This window comes from Streptosporangium sp. NPDC023825 (assembly GCF_040639575.1).
Taxonomy (GTDB): domain Bacteria; phylum Actinomycetota; class Actinomycetes; order Streptosporangiales; family Streptosporangiaceae; genus Streptosporangium.
Genome location: NZ_JBFAAE010000017.1, coordinates 1 through 14,649, shown reverse-complemented (window position 1 = coordinate 14,649; position 14,649 = coordinate 1). Strand labels below are relative to the sequence as shown.

13 protein-coding genes, 1 tRNA gene and 1 pseudogene are annotated in these 14,649 nt (G+C 69.5%); 13 read left to right on the top strand and 2 right to left on the bottom strand.

The window, feature by feature from the left end:
* Nucleotides 1-10: 10 nt before the first annotated feature.
* A complete protein-coding gene (locus AB0G15_RS17255) occupies nucleotides 11-1,030 on the bottom strand; it encodes an adenosine deaminase (protein ID WP_362678373.1) in 1,020 nt (339 codons plus the stop codon).
* Between the two features lie 473 nt (nucleotides 1,031-1,503).
* Between AB0G15_RS17255 and AB0G15_RS17250 the strand changes: the two genes are divergently transcribed.
* Both AB0G15_RS17250 and AB0G15_RS17245 read left to right on the top strand, forming a co-directional pair.
* A complete protein-coding gene (locus AB0G15_RS17250) occupies nucleotides 1,504-3,648 on the top strand; it encodes an AAA family ATPase (protein ID WP_362840366.1) in 2,145 nt (714 codons plus the stop codon).
* Nucleotides 3,645-5,684, top strand: a complete 2,040-nt coding sequence (locus tag AB0G15_RS17245; protein WP_362840363.1) for an NB-ARC domain-containing protein — start codon at nucleotides 3,645-3,647, stop codon at nucleotides 5,682-5,684. Before AB0G15_RS17250 ends, AB0G15_RS17245 begins: the two co-directional genes overlap by 4 nt.
* Before the next feature lie 93 nt (nucleotides 5,685-5,777).
* Here AB0G15_RS17245 and AB0G15_RS17240 read toward each other — a convergent pair whose 3' ends face one another.
* Nucleotides 5,778-6,983, bottom strand: coding sequence for a pyridoxal phosphate-dependent aminotransferase (locus AB0G15_RS17240; protein WP_362840360.1), 1,206 nt, complete (start codon nucleotides 6,981-6,983; stop codon nucleotides 5,778-5,780).
* 245 nt (nucleotides 6,984-7,228) lie between these two features.
* Here AB0G15_RS17240 and AB0G15_RS17235 point away from each other — a divergent pair.
* The 11 genes and pseudogenes from AB0G15_RS17235 to AB0G15_RS17185 all read left to right on the top strand — a co-directional run.
* A tRNA-Trp gene (locus AB0G15_RS17235) sits at nucleotides 7,229-7,301 on the top strand.
* Between the two features lie 75 nt (nucleotides 7,302-7,376).
* Nucleotides 7,377-7,625 (top strand): preprotein translocase subunit SecE, encoded by a 249-nt coding sequence (gene secE, locus AB0G15_RS17230; protein ID WP_329089906.1) that lies wholly within the window; start codon nucleotides 7,377-7,379, stop codon nucleotides 7,623-7,625.
* 72 nt (nucleotides 7,626-7,697) lie between these two features.
* A complete protein-coding gene (gene nusG, locus AB0G15_RS17225) occupies nucleotides 7,698-8,486 on the top strand; it encodes a transcription termination/antitermination protein NusG (RefSeq protein WP_344746620.1) in 789 nt (262 codons plus the stop codon).
* 146 nt (nucleotides 8,487-8,632) lie between these two features.
* Complete coding sequence (rplK, locus tag AB0G15_RS17220; RefSeq protein ID WP_362840357.1) at nucleotides 8,633-9,064, top strand: 50S ribosomal protein L11; 432 nt, start codon at nucleotides 8,633-8,635, stop codon at nucleotides 9,062-9,064.
* Nucleotides 9,065-9,240: 176 nt separating this feature from the next.
* Nucleotides 9,241-9,954: a 50S ribosomal protein L1 gene (gene rplA, locus AB0G15_RS17215; protein WP_362678384.1), complete on the top strand. Its 714-nt coding sequence runs from the start codon at nucleotides 9,241-9,243 to the stop codon at nucleotides 9,952-9,954.
* Between the two features lie 144 nt (nucleotides 9,955-10,098).
* The gene (locus tag AB0G15_RS17210) at nucleotides 10,099-10,929 is read left to right on the top strand and encodes an LppX_LprAFG lipoprotein (RefSeq protein ID WP_362678386.1); all 831 of its coding nucleotides are present in this window, start codon (nucleotides 10,099-10,101) and stop codon (nucleotides 10,927-10,929) included.
* Nucleotides 10,930-11,238: 309 nt separating this feature from the next.
* Complete coding sequence (rplJ, locus tag AB0G15_RS17205) at nucleotides 11,239-11,763, top strand: 50S ribosomal protein L10 (protein ID WP_362678388.1); 525 nt, start codon at nucleotides 11,239-11,241, stop codon at nucleotides 11,761-11,763.
* An 84-nt stretch (nucleotides 11,764-11,847) separates the two neighbouring features.
* Nucleotides 11,848-12,234: a 50S ribosomal protein L7/L12 gene (rplL, locus tag AB0G15_RS17200; RefSeq protein WP_362840355.1), complete on the top strand. Its 387-nt coding sequence runs from the start codon at nucleotides 11,848-11,850 to the stop codon at nucleotides 12,232-12,234.
* A gap of 249 nt (nucleotides 12,235-12,483) precedes the next feature.
* A complete protein-coding gene (locus AB0G15_RS17195) occupies nucleotides 12,484-13,011 on the top strand; it encodes a hypothetical protein (protein ID WP_362840352.1) in 528 nt (175 codons plus the stop codon).
* The gene (locus AB0G15_RS17190; RefSeq protein WP_362840349.1) at nucleotides 13,008-13,532 is read left to right on the top strand and encodes a hypothetical protein; all 525 of its coding nucleotides are present in this window, start codon (nucleotides 13,008-13,010) and stop codon (nucleotides 13,530-13,532) included. The genes AB0G15_RS17195 and AB0G15_RS17190 overlap by 4 nt, the downstream gene beginning before the upstream one ends.
* A gap of 443 nt (nucleotides 13,533-13,975) precedes the next feature.
* Nucleotides 13,976-14,649, top strand: a pseudogene (locus tag AB0G15_RS17185) (DNA-directed RNA polymerase subunit beta); the annotation flags it as partial.

Here is a 14,649-nt window from a genome sequence, read left to right as displayed (position 1 = left end):
GATCGCCCGCTCAGCCCGCCGGCGCCAGCCAGTCGTCGATCTCCTGGAGAAGCTTCTCGCGCACGCCGTCCGGAGCCGCCGACGCCCGTACCGACTGGCGGGCCAGCTCGGCCAGCTCCGGATCGGAGAAGCCGTACACCTGCCTGGCGAGCTCGTACTGGGGCAGCAGCCTGGCGCCGAACAGCAGCGGGTCGTCGGCGCCCAGCGCGATCGGCACCCCCGCCTCGAACAGGCGCCGCAACGGCACGTCCTCGGCGCGCTCGGCCACCCCGAGGCCGACGTTGGACGTCGGGCAGACCTCGCAGGTGATCCCCCGGGCCGCGAGGCGCTCCATGAGCCTGGGCGACTCGGCCGCCCGTACCCCGTGCCCGACCCGGTCGGCGTCCAGCACGTCGACGCACTCGGCCACGCTGGCCGCGCCCAGCAGCTCCCCGCCGTGCGGCACCGCCAGCAGCCCGGCGCGCTTGGCCAGCCGGAAGGCCCCGTCGAAGTCGCGGGCCCGGCCGCGCCGCTCGTCGTTGGAGAGCCCGAACCCGACCACGCCCTGGTCCATGTAGTGCGTGGCGAGGCGGGCGAGTGTCTTGGCGTCGAGGGGGTGGCGGGTGCGGTTGGCGGCCACCACGACGGCGATGCCTATCCCCGCGTGGTCGGCGGCCCTGCGCGTCGCGTCGAGCATCAGCTCCATGGCCGAGGTGAGCCCGCCGAATTTCGACGCGTATCCCGAGGGGTCGATCTGGATCTCCAGCCAGCGCGACCCCTCGGCGGCCTCGTCCTCGGCGGCCTCGCGCAGCAGCCGGTAGACGTCGCTCTCCCGCTGCAGGACCGAGCGCGCGATGTCGTACAGCCGCTGGAAGCGGAACCAGCCCCGCTCGTCGGTCGCGCGCAGCTGGGGCGGCCAGTCCTCCTCGAGCGCGTCGGGAAGGTGTAACCCGTGCTCGCGGGCGAGCTCGACGAGGGTCGAGTGCCGCATGGAGCCGGTGAAGTGCAGGTGCAGGTGCGCCTTGGGCAGTTCGCTGAGGGGACGTGGCATTTCAACATGGTGCCGTACCCGGGGCGGCCCCGATCGACGGGCCCGGGGTTTTTGGCCTCGGCCTGACGATCCGTTCGCGTGCCGGGGAGGGCGGGAAGGGCCTCGCCGGCGGAGGAAGAGGGCGAGGCGGCCTTCGACGGGGTCCCGGCCGCACGAGGCCGGCCTCGCCGAGCACCGTGATCCCGGTCCGCGGCGCGTCATCGCACGGCGCCGATGACCTGGCGGGGATCCGGTAAGGACCTGGTACGGAACGCGTCGGCCCCCGCTCGTCCTCCCCGATGTTTCGCGCGGCTTTCCCGATTGCCTATTTATAGGTTTTAAGGTGTTATTTCGGGCGGGGGTTACCGGGTTCAGGGCACACCCATCCATATCCGATCCCCTGTTATATCGAGGAAATTTAGGAAACGGGCTTTCAGCGGACCACGTCTCCATGCGACCGTGGAGGCACACGTTGTCAGGACGCTGGGGCTGCCATGGAAGCGGACGTCTTCGTCGGCAGGGAAACGGAACTCGCCGACGTATCCGCGCTGCTCGAAAGGGTCCGGCACGTCACGCTGACCGGCCCCGCCGGGGTCGGGAAGACCTCTCTCGCCCTGCGGCTGGCCCGCACCCTCGAACCCGCGTTCCCCGGCGGCGTCCACGTCGTGGAGCTCTCGGAGGCCCCCGCCGACCTCGACTCCCTGGCCGAGACGCTCGCCGGCGCGATCGGCACCCGCCGCAAGCCCGGCGTCCCCGCGCTGCGGGCCCTGGTCGACGAGTTCCTCGCGCGCCGGACCCTGCTCGTCCTCGACACCTGCGACCGCGTCGTCGGCACCGCGGGCATCCTGGTCGGCCTGCTGCTCCGCTCGGTCGAGGGACTGCGCGTCCTGACCACCAGCAGGCAGCGGCTGGGCCTGCCCGGCGAGCATCTCTACCCGGTCGGCGGCCTGCCCGACGCCGACGCCGTCCATCTGATCACCGCCCTCGCCGGTGACAGGCTCGGCGGCGCCGATCCGGCCGAGCTCTCCGAGCTCTGCCGGCGCCTCGACAACCTGCCGCTGGCGATCCGGCTCGCCGTGGCCGACGGTGTCCCCGGCGGCCCCGGCACCCCTGGCGGCCCCGGCACCCTCGACGGGCTCGCCGCCGCTCTCGACGGCCGCCCGATCTCCACCGCCGGGCTCGCCGCCTTCGACGGCCACGTGACCTCGCCCGACGAGCTCGCCGCGGCCCTCGAAGGCCGTACGATCCCCGCGGCCGAGCGCGAGATCCACGCCGAGAGGGCCGGCGCCACCCCGCGAGGGCAGGCCGCCGCTCCCCGGCGGCACAGCTCCATGCGCGTCGCCCTCGGCTGGAGCCACGAACTCTGCACCCCTCAGGAGCGCCTCCTGTGGGCGCGGGCCTCGGTCTTCGCCGGCACCTTCGACATCGAGGCCGCCGAGGAGGTCTGCGCCGGCGGCGCCCTCGCCGCCAAGGACGTCCTCGACGGGCTGCTCGGCCTGCTCGACAAGTCCGTCCTCGTCCGCGAGGAGGGCGAGGGCGGGGTCCGCTACCGCCTGCTCAACACCGTCCGCGAGTTCGGCGTGGTCTGGCTGGACCGGCTCGGCGAGACCGACGAGATCCAGGGCCGTCACCGCGACCACTTCCTCGCGCTGTCCGCCCGCGCCGAGATGAGCTGGCAGGGCCGCCAGCTGGAGTGGTACCGCAGGCTGGTCCTCGAATGCGGCAACATGCGCGGCGCCATCGAATACTGCTACTCCCGGCCGCAGGAATACCGCAAGGGCCTCGACCTGGTCGGCAACCTGTGGTTCCTGTGGGCGTGCTGCGGCATGCAGGCACCCGGCGACGACCTCCTCCAGCGCGGCCTCGATCTTGACCACACCCCCAGTCCCGAGCGGGTCAAGGCCCTCTGGGTGCACGCCTGGGTCTCGATCCAGCGCGGCGACCTCGAACGCGCCGAGCGCATCCTCACCGAATGCGCCGCCGAGGACGCCGACGGCTACGCCACGGCCTACGTCAGCCAGTTCCAGGCCCACCTGGCCGTCGTCAGGGGCGACGTGGTCGAGGCCCTGCGGCTCATCAAGCACGCCCGGGTGCGCCACCGCTCCACCGGCAACGTCTTCCCCGGCTTCCTGCCCACCTACACCGTGGTCGCCACCGCCATGATGCTCGCCGACCACCACGACCAGGCCGTCTCCGTCCTGCGCGAGGGACGCGAGCTCTGCGAGTCCTGCGGCGACTACTGGACGCTCATCCGCCTCGACCTCCTCCTGGCCCAGGCCGAGCACGCCCTCGGCAACACCGCCTCGGCCATCGAGTTCGCCTGCGCCTCCCTGCGCGGGGCCCGCCTGTTCGGCGACAGCATCTCCCTCATGGAGGCGCTGGAGGTGTTCGTCGTGATCGCCGAGGCGTGCGCCGACGACACCTTCGCCGCCGCCATGTTCGGAGCGTCCGGCGCCGCGTGGAAGAGCGCCGGCGTCCCGCCCAGCCGCTCGCCCATGATCGCGAACCGGATCCGCGTGGCCGAGCTGAGGCTGCGCGGGCGCCTGGGCAGGGCGGAGTTCGACCGCCTGGAGGCGTGGGGAGGTTCGATCAGCCTGCGCGAGGCCGTGGAACACGCACTCCAGGGAGACCTTTCTTGACGCGCTGCGGCAACCTGCCGGCCGAGATGAACAGCTTCGTCGGCCGCGCCACCGAGCTCGAAGAGATCGCGAAACTCCTCACCCGGACGCGCCTGCTCACCCTGCGCGGCCCCGGGGGCGTCGGCAAGACGAGGCTGGCCCTGCGGGCCGCGCGGAACGTCCGAGACGACTACCCCGACGGCGTCTGGGTGGCCGAGCTCTCCGCGGAGAGCGACGGCGGCCTGCTCATCCACGGCGTCGCCGGAGTGTTCGGCCTGCACACCCAGGCCGAACGCCCCGCCCTGGAGTCCCTCATCGAGTATCTCGCCGACCGGCGGCTCCTCATCGTCCTCGACACCTGCGAGCACCTGATCGACTCCTGCGCGGCCATGGTCGCCGCCGTCCTGACCGGCGCGCCCGACGTCCAGATCATCGTGACCAGCCGCCAGGAGCTCGGCCTGCCGCTGGAGGTCGTCATGGTCGTCGAGCCCTTCCCCGTCCCCCCGCCCGAGGCCGCCGACCTCGCCGACCACGACGCGCCGAGCCTCTTCCTCGACCGTGCCAGGGCCGTGGCCCCCGGGCTGCGCACGGACGATCGGGCCATGATGGCCGTCGCCAGGCTCTGCCGCCGGCTCGACGGCATGCCGCTCGCCATCGAGCTGGCGGCCAGCCACATGCGCGGCCTGTCGGCGACCCAGCTCGCCGACCAGCTCGACGTCCATTTCAAGCTTCTGGCCGACGGGGAGGGACTCCCCGCCCGCCACCAGACCCTCTGCACCGCCGCCGGCTGGAGCCACGAGCTGTGCACGCCCGCCGAACGCCTGCTCTGGGCCCGCCTGTCGGTCTTCCCCGCCGCCTTCGACGTGGAGGCGGCGCGCGGCGTGTGCGAGGACGAGCGCCTGCCGGACGTCCCGGGCGTCCTCGCCACGCTCGCGGCCAAATCCGTCGTCGCCCGCGTGGGCGACCGGTACCGCCTGCTCGACACCATCAGGGACTACGGGCGGGACTGGCTCGCCGAGCTGGGTGAGAACGACCTGATGACCCGCAGGCACCGCGACCACTACCTGTCCGCCGCCCGGCGCATGGGCGCCGACTGGTACGGCCCGAACCAGCTCGAATGGGCCTGCTGGGCGCGCGGGGAACTGCCCAACATCCGCGCGGCCCTCGACCGCTGCCTCACCGCGGGCGACCACGGCGGCGCCCTGGAGCTGGCCGGGGACCTGTGGGTGCTCTGGTGCCATCTGGGACTCGTCCGAGAGGGCCGCCACTATCTCGACCGCGCCCTGGCCGCCGCCCCCGTCACCGACCGGGCCAGGTCCAAGCCGCTCTGGGTCGCCGCCCATCTCGCGCTCATCCGGGGAGACATGTCCCTGGCACGCGACAGGGCCGAGGAGGGCGTCGAGAGCGCCCGGCGGCACGGTGACGCCGACGCCGAGGCGCACGCCCTCCTCGCCCTCGCCGAGGCCCGCCTGTTCACCGGTGACCTGGACCTGGAGAGCGCGCGGGCGTACGCGCTGCGCGTGGCCGCCGGACTGAACCCCACCTCGCCGGGGATGCTCTTCCTGCCCTCCTTCCTCGCGCTGACCGCCACGTTCTCCGGCGACTTCGACGAGGCGGTGAGGATCCTGCGCGAGGCGCACTCCCGCCACGAGGTACGGGGGGAGCTGTCACAGCGCGCCATGGACGACTACGTCCTCTCCCTGGCCCTCTTCGGCCGGGGGGACGTCGCGGAGGCCTCCGCGGCGGCCAGGGCGGCGCTGGAGGTCAAATGGCGGCTGCGGGACACGGTCGGCAGCGTCCTCGCCATCGACCAGCTCGCCAGGATCGCCGCCGCCGCGGAGGACGGCCACCGCGCGGCCTGGCTCCTGGGAGCCGCGCAGCGCATCTGGACCACGTTCGGGCCGCCCGCCGCCGAGGCCGACACCCTGACCGCGCTCCGCGAGGCCGTCGGGGCCCGCGCGGTGTGCCTGATCGGCGAGACCGCCTACGCGCGGGCCTTCAACGAGGGCGCGGCCTCCCACTTCGAGGGCGCGGTGACCTTCGCCCTGCGGGACTGACCGCTTCGAGGGCGCCGCGGCCCGCGCCCCGGGAGGCCGAGCCCGCCCGGCGTCTACGGAGGCCGAGCCCGGCCGGCCGGGGAGCCGTCGTGCTCAGCCGGCCTGGCCGAGGAACTTGGCGAGGCGGCCCACGCCCTCGGTGAGGTCGTCGTCGCCGAGCGCGTAGGACAGGCGGAAGTAGCCCGGGGTGCCGAAGGCCTCACCGGGGACGACCGCCACCTCGGCCTCCTCCAGGATGATCTCGGCCAGCTCGGCGGAGGTCGCCGGGCGCCTGCCGCCGAACTCCTTGCCCAGCAGCGCCTTGACCGACGGGTAGGCGTAGAACGCGCCCAGCGGCTCGGGGCAGAGCACGCCCGGGATCTCGTTGAGCATCCGGACCATGGTCCGGCGGCGCCGGTCGAAGGCGTCGCGCATCTCCGCCACGGCCGACAGGTCGCCGGTGACGGCGGCCAGCGCGGCGGCCTGGGCGACGTTGGAGACGTTGGAGGTGGCGTGCGACTGCAGGTTGGACGCGGCCTTGACGACGTCCTTGGGGCCGATCAGCCAGCCCACCCGCCAGCCGGTCATCGCGTAGGTCTTGGCGACGCCGTTCAGGACCACGACCTTGTCGCCCAGCTCGGGGACCGCGGTGGCGATGCTCGCGAACGTGGCGTCGCCGTACGTGAGGTGCTCGTAGATCTCGTCCGTGACGACCCACAGGTCGTGCTCGACAGCCCAGCGGCCGATCTCCGCGACCTGCTCGGGGGTGTACACCGCGCCGGTCGGGTTGGACGGCGAGACGAAGAGGAGGACCTTGGTGCGGTCGGTGCGCGCCGCCTCCAGCTGCTCCACGCTCGCCAGGTAGCCGGTGGTCTCGTCGGTCACCACGTCGACCTGGACACCGCCGGCGAGCTTGATCGCCTCGGGGTAGGTCGTCCAGTACGGGGCGACGACCAGGACCTCGTCGCCCGGGTCGAGCAGCGTGGCGAACGCCTCGTAGACGGCCTGCTTGCCGCCGTTGGTGATCAGGACCTGGGCCGCGTCCACCCGGTAGCCGGAGTCGCGGAGCGTCTTGTCGGCGACGGCCTGCTTCAGCTCGGGAAGGCCGCCGGCGGGGGTGTACTTGTGGAACCGGGGGTTCCGGCACGCCTCGACGGCCGCCTCGACGATGTAGCCGGGAGTCGCGAAGTCCGGCTCACCGGCGCCGAAGCCGATGACCGGGCGGCCCGCCGCCTTCATCGCCTTGGCCTTGGCGTCCACGGCGAGCGTGGCGGACTCGGAGATCGCGGAGATGCGCGCTGAGATGCGAGGACGGGTCATACCTCCATGGTTACAGACCTGTGCCGATGTTTCCGCCGCATATCCACCATGCGGACGCTCCTGCCCGCAAGCCGTACGAGCACCGGGAAAAGTCCCTGACCTGGGCGATCGCCTGTCGGTTCGACGCGGTGGCCATTCACACGTAGACTCCGGCATGGTCTTTCCGCCGCATGCGTGAACCGGCGGTCAAGACCGTGAGCCACGGACAAACTTCGGTCCAACCGATGTATGGTGGTTCATGTCTTAGGGCACTAGCGCAATTGGTAGCGCACCGGTCTCCAAAACCGGCGGTTGGGGGTTCGAGTCCCTCGTGCCCTGCTAGGAGCGGTCCGCGCATCAGGCGTCCAGCGCGCCGCTTATGTGCGTTGGACTCGATGGATTCAGGTGAGGACTGTGGCGATCGACACGCGCGGCGAAACCGCAGACAAGCCGAGCGGTGAGAAGAAGACTAAGCGCACTTCTCCCGCCCTTTTCTACCGTCAGGTAGTCGCCGAGCTGCGTAAGGTCATCTGGCCTACGCGCAAGGACCTCATTTCGTACACCATCATCGTCCTGGTCTTCGTTCTGATCATGGTCGGGATCGTGTCGGCTTTGGACGCGCTGTTCACCGAGGGCGTGCTGAGAATCTTCGGCGGAGCCTGAGCCGCGGTCTCCAGCGGGCGAGCAACCCCGCGGACGAGTCCATCAGCCATCGACGAAAAGAGAAAGAGCACCGTGTCCGAGTCTGCACAGTCGGCCGGCGAGCCCCGCGAAGAGCGCGAGGACGAGCTGGAGAAGGCCGTCGACGTCACCGAGGATTCGCTTGACGAGTCCGACGGGCAGGATGTCGACGCCGAGACCGACGCCGACGCCGAAACCGAGGCCGAGCAGGCCCCGGCCGGCGCCGTCGACGAGGACGGTGACGTCCTTCCCGACGTCGACCCGGTCGAGGAGTTCAAGCGGCACCTGCGGAGCCTGTTCGGCGAGTGGTACGTCATCCACTCCTACGCCGGCTACGAGAACCGGGTGAAGTCGAACATCGAGACCCGCACGCAGTCCCTCAACATGGAGGACTACATCTTCCAGGTCGAGGTGCCCACCCACCACGTGACCGAGATCAAGAGCGGCAAGCGCCAGCTGGTCAAGGAGCGGGTGCTGCCCGGCTACGTGCTGGTCCGGATGGAGCTCACCGACGAGTCCTGGTCCGCGGTGCGTAACACGCCCGGTGTGACCGGTTTCGTGGGCCTTTCCAACAAGCCGAGCCCGCTGAGCCTCGAAGAGGTCGCCAAGCTGCTCGCGCCGGAGCCCTCGGAAGAGGTCAAGAAGTCCACCGCGAAGGCCTCCGCCGCGACGGTCGACTTCGAGGTCGGCGAGTCCGTCACCGTCATGGACGGCCCGTTCGCCACGCTGCCCGCCACGGTCAGCGAGATCAGCGCCGAGTCGCAGAAGCTCAAGGTGCTCGTGTCGATCTTCGGTCGCGAGACCCCGGTCGAGCTCTCGTTCAACCAGGTCTCGAAAATCTAAACCGGTCGCGTAGACTTCATCAGTCTGCCCCGCGGTCGCGGGGATGGTTCCACGTTCGCGGCATCGGCCGATGTGCACGTGCCGTGAGCCCCGCGGTCGCGGGGACCTGGAACATCGTTCAGAGAAGCAAGGACCCGGAGAGAAGCATGCCTCCTAAGAAGAAGTTCGCCGCGCTGGTCAAGGTCCAGCTCCCCGCCGGCCAGGCCACGCCCGCGCCGCCGGTCGGTACCGCCCTCGGTCCGCACGGCGTCAACATCATGGACTTCGTGAAGCAGTACAACGCTGCCACCGAGGCCCAGCGCGGCAACATCATCCCCGTTGAGATCACCATCTACGAGGACCGCACCTTCACCTTCGTCACGAAGACGCCCCCGGCGCCTGAGCTGATCAAGAAGGCCGCCGGTGTCGCCAAGGGTTCGGCCGTCCCGCAGAAGGACAAGGTGGGCAAGCTCACCAAGGAGCAGCTGCGCCAGATCGCCGAGACCAAGATGCAGGACCTCAACGCCAACGACGTCGCGGCGGCCGAGAAGATCATCGCCGGCACCGCCCGGTCGATGGGCATCACGATCGTCGACTAGCACCATCCGCCGTACGGACTCGGCGGCGACCTCGCGGCGGCGAACCGCATCCGCGAGACCGGTGAGGACCGGCGGCGAGCGCGATCCCGATCGCGCGGACCATCAGACATCGAAGTAAGTGGAGGGGCCAGGCGCTGGCCCGCACCACGAACACTCGGATCCACAGGAGTGATCACATGAAGCGCAGCAAGGGATACCGCGCCGCTGCGGCGCAGGTCGACCGCGAGACCCTGTACAGCCCGGCCCAGGCGGCCAAGCTGGCCAAGGACACCAGCGTCGCCAAGTTCGACGCCACCGTCGAGGTGGCCCTGCGGCTGGGTGTCGACCCCCGCAAGGCCGACCAGATGGTCCGTGGCACCGTCAACCTCCCGCACGGCACCGGCAAGACCGCCCGGGTCCTGGTCTTCGCGACCGGTGACCGTGCCGAGGAGGCTCGCGCCGCGGGTGCCGACATCGTCGGTGCCGACGAGCTGATCGACGAGGTCGCCAAGGGCCGCCTCGACTTCGACGCCGTCGTCGCCACCCCGGACCTCATGGGCAAGGTCGGCCGTCTGGGCCGCGTGCTCGGCCCCCGTGGCCTGATGCCGAACCCCAAGACCGGCACCGTGACCCCGGCCGTCGGCAAGGCCGTCACCGACATCAAGGGCGGCAAGATCGAGTTCCGTGTCGACCGGCACGCGAACCTGCACTTCATCATCGGCAAGGTGTCCTTCGGTGAGCGCCAGCTCATCGAGAACTACGCCGCCGCCCTCGACGAGGTGCTGCGTCTCAAGCCGTCCGCGGCCAAGGGACGCTACGTCAAGAAGGTCGTCTTCTCCACGTCCATGGGCCCCGGCATCCAGGTCGACCCCAACCAGACGCGGGCGCTGACCGCCGAGCTCGACGCCTGATACCAGACGTCTTCCGCGGAAGGCCTCAACCGAATGGCCATTCGGTTGAGGCCTTTCTTCGTTCTCCCGGACGACGCGGCCGGCTTTGCCAACGCGTAGTGTCTTTATCAGGATCATCGGGGGAACGAAAGGGTGGAAGACGAAATGCGCCGATTGGCTCCCGCACTTGCACTGGGAGCGGCCGCGCTCGTCGCGGTCGCGGGATGCGGTGCACAGGGCACCAGCTCCCTCGGAAACATCAAACTCGCCGCGGCGGACGCGGTGCAGCAGAGCGCGCAGAAGGCCCAGGAGGTCACCTCCTACTCCGCGGACGTGGTTCTCGACGCCAGCGGCGGCGAGAAGGGCGCGGGCAAGGTCCAGGGCAGCATGCTCTACCAGAGCAAGCCCCAGCTGGCCACGGACATCAGGCTCGACACGATCACCTTCGGCGGGCAGAACGTGCCCGGCGGGGCGCGGGCCATCCTGTCGGGCGACACGGTCTACGTGAAGTCCGAGCTCATCAACAGGTTCGCCGGCACCACCAAGCCGTGGACCAAGGTGTCGCTCAGCGAGCTCGACGCCAAGGGGCAGTCCGAGATCAGGAAGTTCATGGACCAGGCCCAGCAGTTCGACCTGGCGGGCACCGTCAAGCTGCTGACCGCGTCGAAGGACGTCAAGGCGGTCGGCACCGAGACGGTCGGCGGGGTCGACACGACGCACTACAGCGGCACCTTCCCGGTCGCCGAGGCCGCCCAGCTGGTCGACCCGGCCAAGCGCGAGAAGCTCCAGGAGCAGCTCTCGCAGGCCAAGAACGTGAAGTTCGACCTCTGGGCCGACGCCCAGAGCCTGCCCCGTAAGGTCACGCTCAGCGGCTCCGAGAAGGACGCGACGTTCAACCTGACGGCGCTCTTCAAGGGCTTCAACGAGCCCGTGGAGATCACCGCCCCGCCCGCCGACCAGGTGGGCGACCTGCCCGAGCACCGCGGCGGAAACTGACGTTTCCCCCCGGATCCGCGCCCCCGGCCCACCGGCCGGGGGCGCGAGCCTTTTCCACGGGTCTCCCGTCAGGGGCTCCGAGTTGGCATTCGGGATGGAAGGACGTAGGCTGTCAACGCCGAAGACCGCCGGTCGTCGTCAAGCCGCATGGCCTGATGACTTAAGGATCCACGTCAGTGGACGGCCCGCGTAGGTGTGATGTGAGTTTTCATCTGGACTAACCTCCTCATGTGAGCCCCGTGCGCCTGCGCCGGGGCTTGTTCGCTTTTCTGGGCCCTTTGCCCCGGCGGCACATCTGGAAGGAGGCCCATGGCGAAGGCAGAAAAGGCAACGGCTGTCGCTGAGCTGAAGAGCAGCTTCGACGGCTCCAATGCTGCCGTTCTGACCGAATACCGCGGTCTCACCGTCGCTCAGCTCAAGCAGCTGCGCGTTTCCCTCGGTGAGAATGCGAAGTTCGCCGTGGTGAAGAACACGCTGACCAAGATCGCGGCCACTGAGGCCGGGTTCAACCAGCTCAACGACCTGCTCGCGGGTCCGTCGGCGATCGCGTTCGTCAACGGCGACGTGGTCGAGGCTGCCAAGAGTCTGCGTGACTTCGCCAAGGCCAATCCCCTCCTGATCATCAAGGGCGGTGTCGTCGACGGCAGGTCGATGACGCCGGACCAGATCAGCAAGCTTGCCGACCTCGAGTCGCGCGAGGTTCTCCTCGCGAAGCTGGCCGGCGCACTGAAGGCGAAGCAGGGCCACGCGGCCGCCGTCTTCAACGCGCTGCCCACCAACATGGCTCAGCTGGCCGAGGCTCTGCGCGCCAAGCGTGAAGGCGCCGGCGAGTAGGTCCGCGCAGGCGGTCACAGGGGATTAACGCAAACCGCGGTCCCAACTTTCTTTAGTAGTTCAGATCCGTATGGAGGAACCATCATGGCGAAGCTCAGCACCGACGAGCTGCTCGACGCTTTCAAGGAGATGACTCTCCTCGAGCTGTCCGACTTCGTGAAGCTCTTCGAGGAGACCTTCGACGTCAAGGCCGCTGCCCCCGTCGCCGTCGCCGCCGCCGCCCCCGGTGCGGCCGCTGTCGAAGAGGTCGAGGAGCAGGACGAGTTCGAGGTCATCCTCGAGGCCGCCGGCGAGAAGAAGATCCAGGTCATCAAGGAGATCCGCGCCCTGACGAGCCTGGGCCTCAAGGAGGCCAAGGACCTCGTTGACGGCGCTCCCAAGTCCGTCTTCGACGGCAAGGTCAACAAGGAGCAGGCCGAGAAGGCCAAGGCCGCCCTTGAGGGCGCCGGCGCTTCGGTGACCGTCAAGTAGTTCGTTTCATCGGAAAAGAGCGGGTCCACCTGGTGCCGGTGGTCCGCTCTTTTCGTGTTTCCGCGTCCGGCCGGCCCGCGGGCGGGTGAGCGGGGCGGGGCGAAATGGCCCGGGGCATGTGCGCGAAGGCCGTTATGCGGATCCGCGTGGCGGGTTATGATCCGGCGATCGGGGAGCATGCCGTCCCGGGCGGCGAGGCAGCCGCGCTCGCCGGCCCGCGTTCCGCAGACCGTGCGATGGGAGAGACGCATGGCAGTGCCGGCCACCCGCTCCCGTCGCTCGCGCCGCTCCCGCCGCCCGCTCAGGATCGCCGGACCGGTGCTGGGGATGCTGATCGTGGGGCTGCTGGCCGCCGCGCTCTGGGTCGGTGCCACCCTGCGCGACGCCCAGACGGCCGCTGACGACAGGCAGGCGGCGCTGCGGGCGGCGGGGGCCCACGCCGTTCATCTGCTCTCCGTCGGATACAGGAGCGTCGACGACGACATCGGGCGCATCCTCGGCACCTCCACGGGCGCGGCCAGGGCCGAGTACGCCAGGACGGCCGCGGAGCTCAAGAAGAGCACGGTCAAGGACAAGATCCTCCAGACAGGCGCGCTGCGGGCCTCGGGGCTGGTCTCGCTGAGGGGGAGCACCGCCCAGGTGATGGTGGTGGGCGACGCGGTGGTCCGGCGGGACGGGAGCAAGGACGCTCCGCAGGAGCGGTTCTACCGGTGGAACATGGAAGTGACCAAGGTAGGGGGAGCCTGGCTGGTGTCCAAAGCGGAGCTGGTGCTGTGAGACGCGCCTCCCGGCTGGCGATCGGGCTCATGGTCGCCGTCGCGCTCGCGCTCGCGGCGGCCGTCTGGATCATGTTCACCGACCTGAGCCGGCTGCGCGCGGACGAGACGGCGGGGCGGGAGGCGCTCGCCGCGGCCCGCGCGGTCGCCCCCGACATGCTGTCGTACGACTATCGTACGATCGAACAGGATTTCGCAAGAGCGGGCGGATACACCACCGGGGCGCTCAGCCTGCACTACCGGCAGCTGGCCAGGAGCATGGCCGCGCAGGCGAGAAGGCAGAAGACGGTGCAGCAGGCCGCGGTGACCGGGGCCGGGGTGGAGTCGGTGGAGTCCGGAGACTTCGGCAGGGTCGAGGTGCTGCTCTTCATGAGCATGAGCACCGTCAAGACCCCCGAGGGCGGGAAGGAACCCCGCCGGGTCGTCAGCCAGAACCGGGCCAGATTCATCATGGTCAAGAAGGATTCCCGCTGGCTGGTCTCGGAGCTCTCCACGCTGCTCGGAGACCCTCCGCCACCTTGATCGGCGCGTCGCTTTACCCAATTGTTAGTAAAGGCTTGGTTTAGGTTGGGCACACGGTTGGGTACATCGGCCATGGCAGCGTCGATCGTCAGTCGATCCCTCGGCTAGCGTTCGATCCGCCGAGTGACTCAGCGTCAGCCGCACCAGGTCGGGCATCGTCTCCGGCCTTGTGGTGTACGCAGGTCACCCGGGGGGAAAACTCCCAAGGTCTCGGCCATTTCCCGGCCGAAATGTCAGCTCCCGGGCTTGACGTTTCGGCTCTGACGGGCGATGCTGCGACCAACGTGGAGCTTGCAGCGAGACTGAAGTGGACAGGTGTATGCCGTTCGGCTACACTGCCCCTTTGCGCTGCCCTTTGACGACCCGCTTCTTTTGGTGCTCTGATGCATGGTCGTCTGGCGTGCGTGTAGTCAGTCCGCCGCGAGCCCTCGGAAGGACATCTGTTGGCAGCCTCGCGCAACGCCTTCGCCGTACCCGCCGGTCCCCGTCGTGTGTCTTTCGCACGAATTCAGGAGCCGCTAGAAGTTCCTGACCTTCTCGCTCTTCAGACCGAGTCCTTCGACTGGTTGCTCGGCAACGAGAAGTGGAAGGGGCGGGTCGAGGCGGCTCGCCAGGCCGGGCGCAAGGACGTTCCGGCCCAGTCGGGCCTCGAAGAGATCTTTGAGGAGATCAGTCCCATCGAGGACTTCTCCGGGACCATGTCCCTGTCGTTCCGCGATCACCGGTTCGAGCCGCCCAAGTACTCAGTCGATGAGTGCAAAGACAAGGACATGACCTACTCCGCCCCGATGTTCGTCACGGCGGAGTTCATCAATAACACCACTGGTGAGATCAAGAGCCAGACCGTGTTCATGGGCGATTTCCCGCTCATGACCGGCAAGGGCACTTTCATCATCAACGGCACCGAGCGTGTCGTCGTCTCCCAGCTGGTCCGGTCCCCGGGCGTCTACTTCGACCGCAGTGTCGACAAGACCTCCGACAAGGACCTCTACGGATGCAAGGTGATCCCCTCCCGGGGCGCCTGGCTCGAGTTCGAGATCGACAAGCGCGACAGCGTCGGTGTCCGCATCGACCGCAAGCGCAAGCAGGCCGTCACCGTGCTGCTCAAGGCGCTCGG

What these genes read in the sequence shown, in the direction of transcription:
- AB0G15_RS17255 (WP_362678373.1), bottom strand. Translation starts at nt 1,030, where the DNA reads ATGCCACGTCCCCTCAGCGAACTGCCCAAGGCGCACCTGCACCTGCAC.
- AB0G15_RS17250 (WP_362840366.1), top strand. Translation starts at nt 1,504, where the DNA reads ATGGAAGCGGACGTCTTCGTCGGCAGGGAAACGGAACTCGCCGACGTA.
- AB0G15_RS17240 (WP_362840360.1), bottom strand. Translation starts at nt 6,983, where the DNA reads ATGACCCGTCCTCGCATCTCAGCGCGCATCTCCGCGATCTCCGAGTCC.
- rplK (WP_362840357.1), top strand. Translation starts at nt 8,633, where the DNA reads ATGCCTCCTAAGAAGAAGTTCGCCGCGCTGGTCAAGGTCCAGCTCCCC.
- rplA (WP_362678384.1), top strand. Translation starts at nt 9,241, where the DNA reads ATGAAGCGCAGCAAGGGATACCGCGCCGCTGCGGCGCAGGTCGACCGC.
- AB0G15_RS17210 (WP_362678386.1), top strand. Translation starts at nt 10,099, where the DNA reads ATGCGCCGATTGGCTCCCGCACTTGCACTGGGAGCGGCCGCGCTCGTC.
- rplJ (WP_362678388.1), top strand. Translation starts at nt 11,239, where the DNA reads ATGGCGAAGGCAGAAAAGGCAACGGCTGTCGCTGAGCTGAAGAGCAGC.
- rplL (WP_362840355.1), top strand. Translation starts at nt 11,848, where the DNA reads ATGGCGAAGCTCAGCACCGACGAGCTGCTCGACGCTTTCAAGGAGATG.
- AB0G15_RS17195 (WP_362840352.1), top strand. Translation starts at nt 12,484, where the DNA reads ATGGCAGTGCCGGCCACCCGCTCCCGTCGCTCGCGCCGCTCCCGCCGC.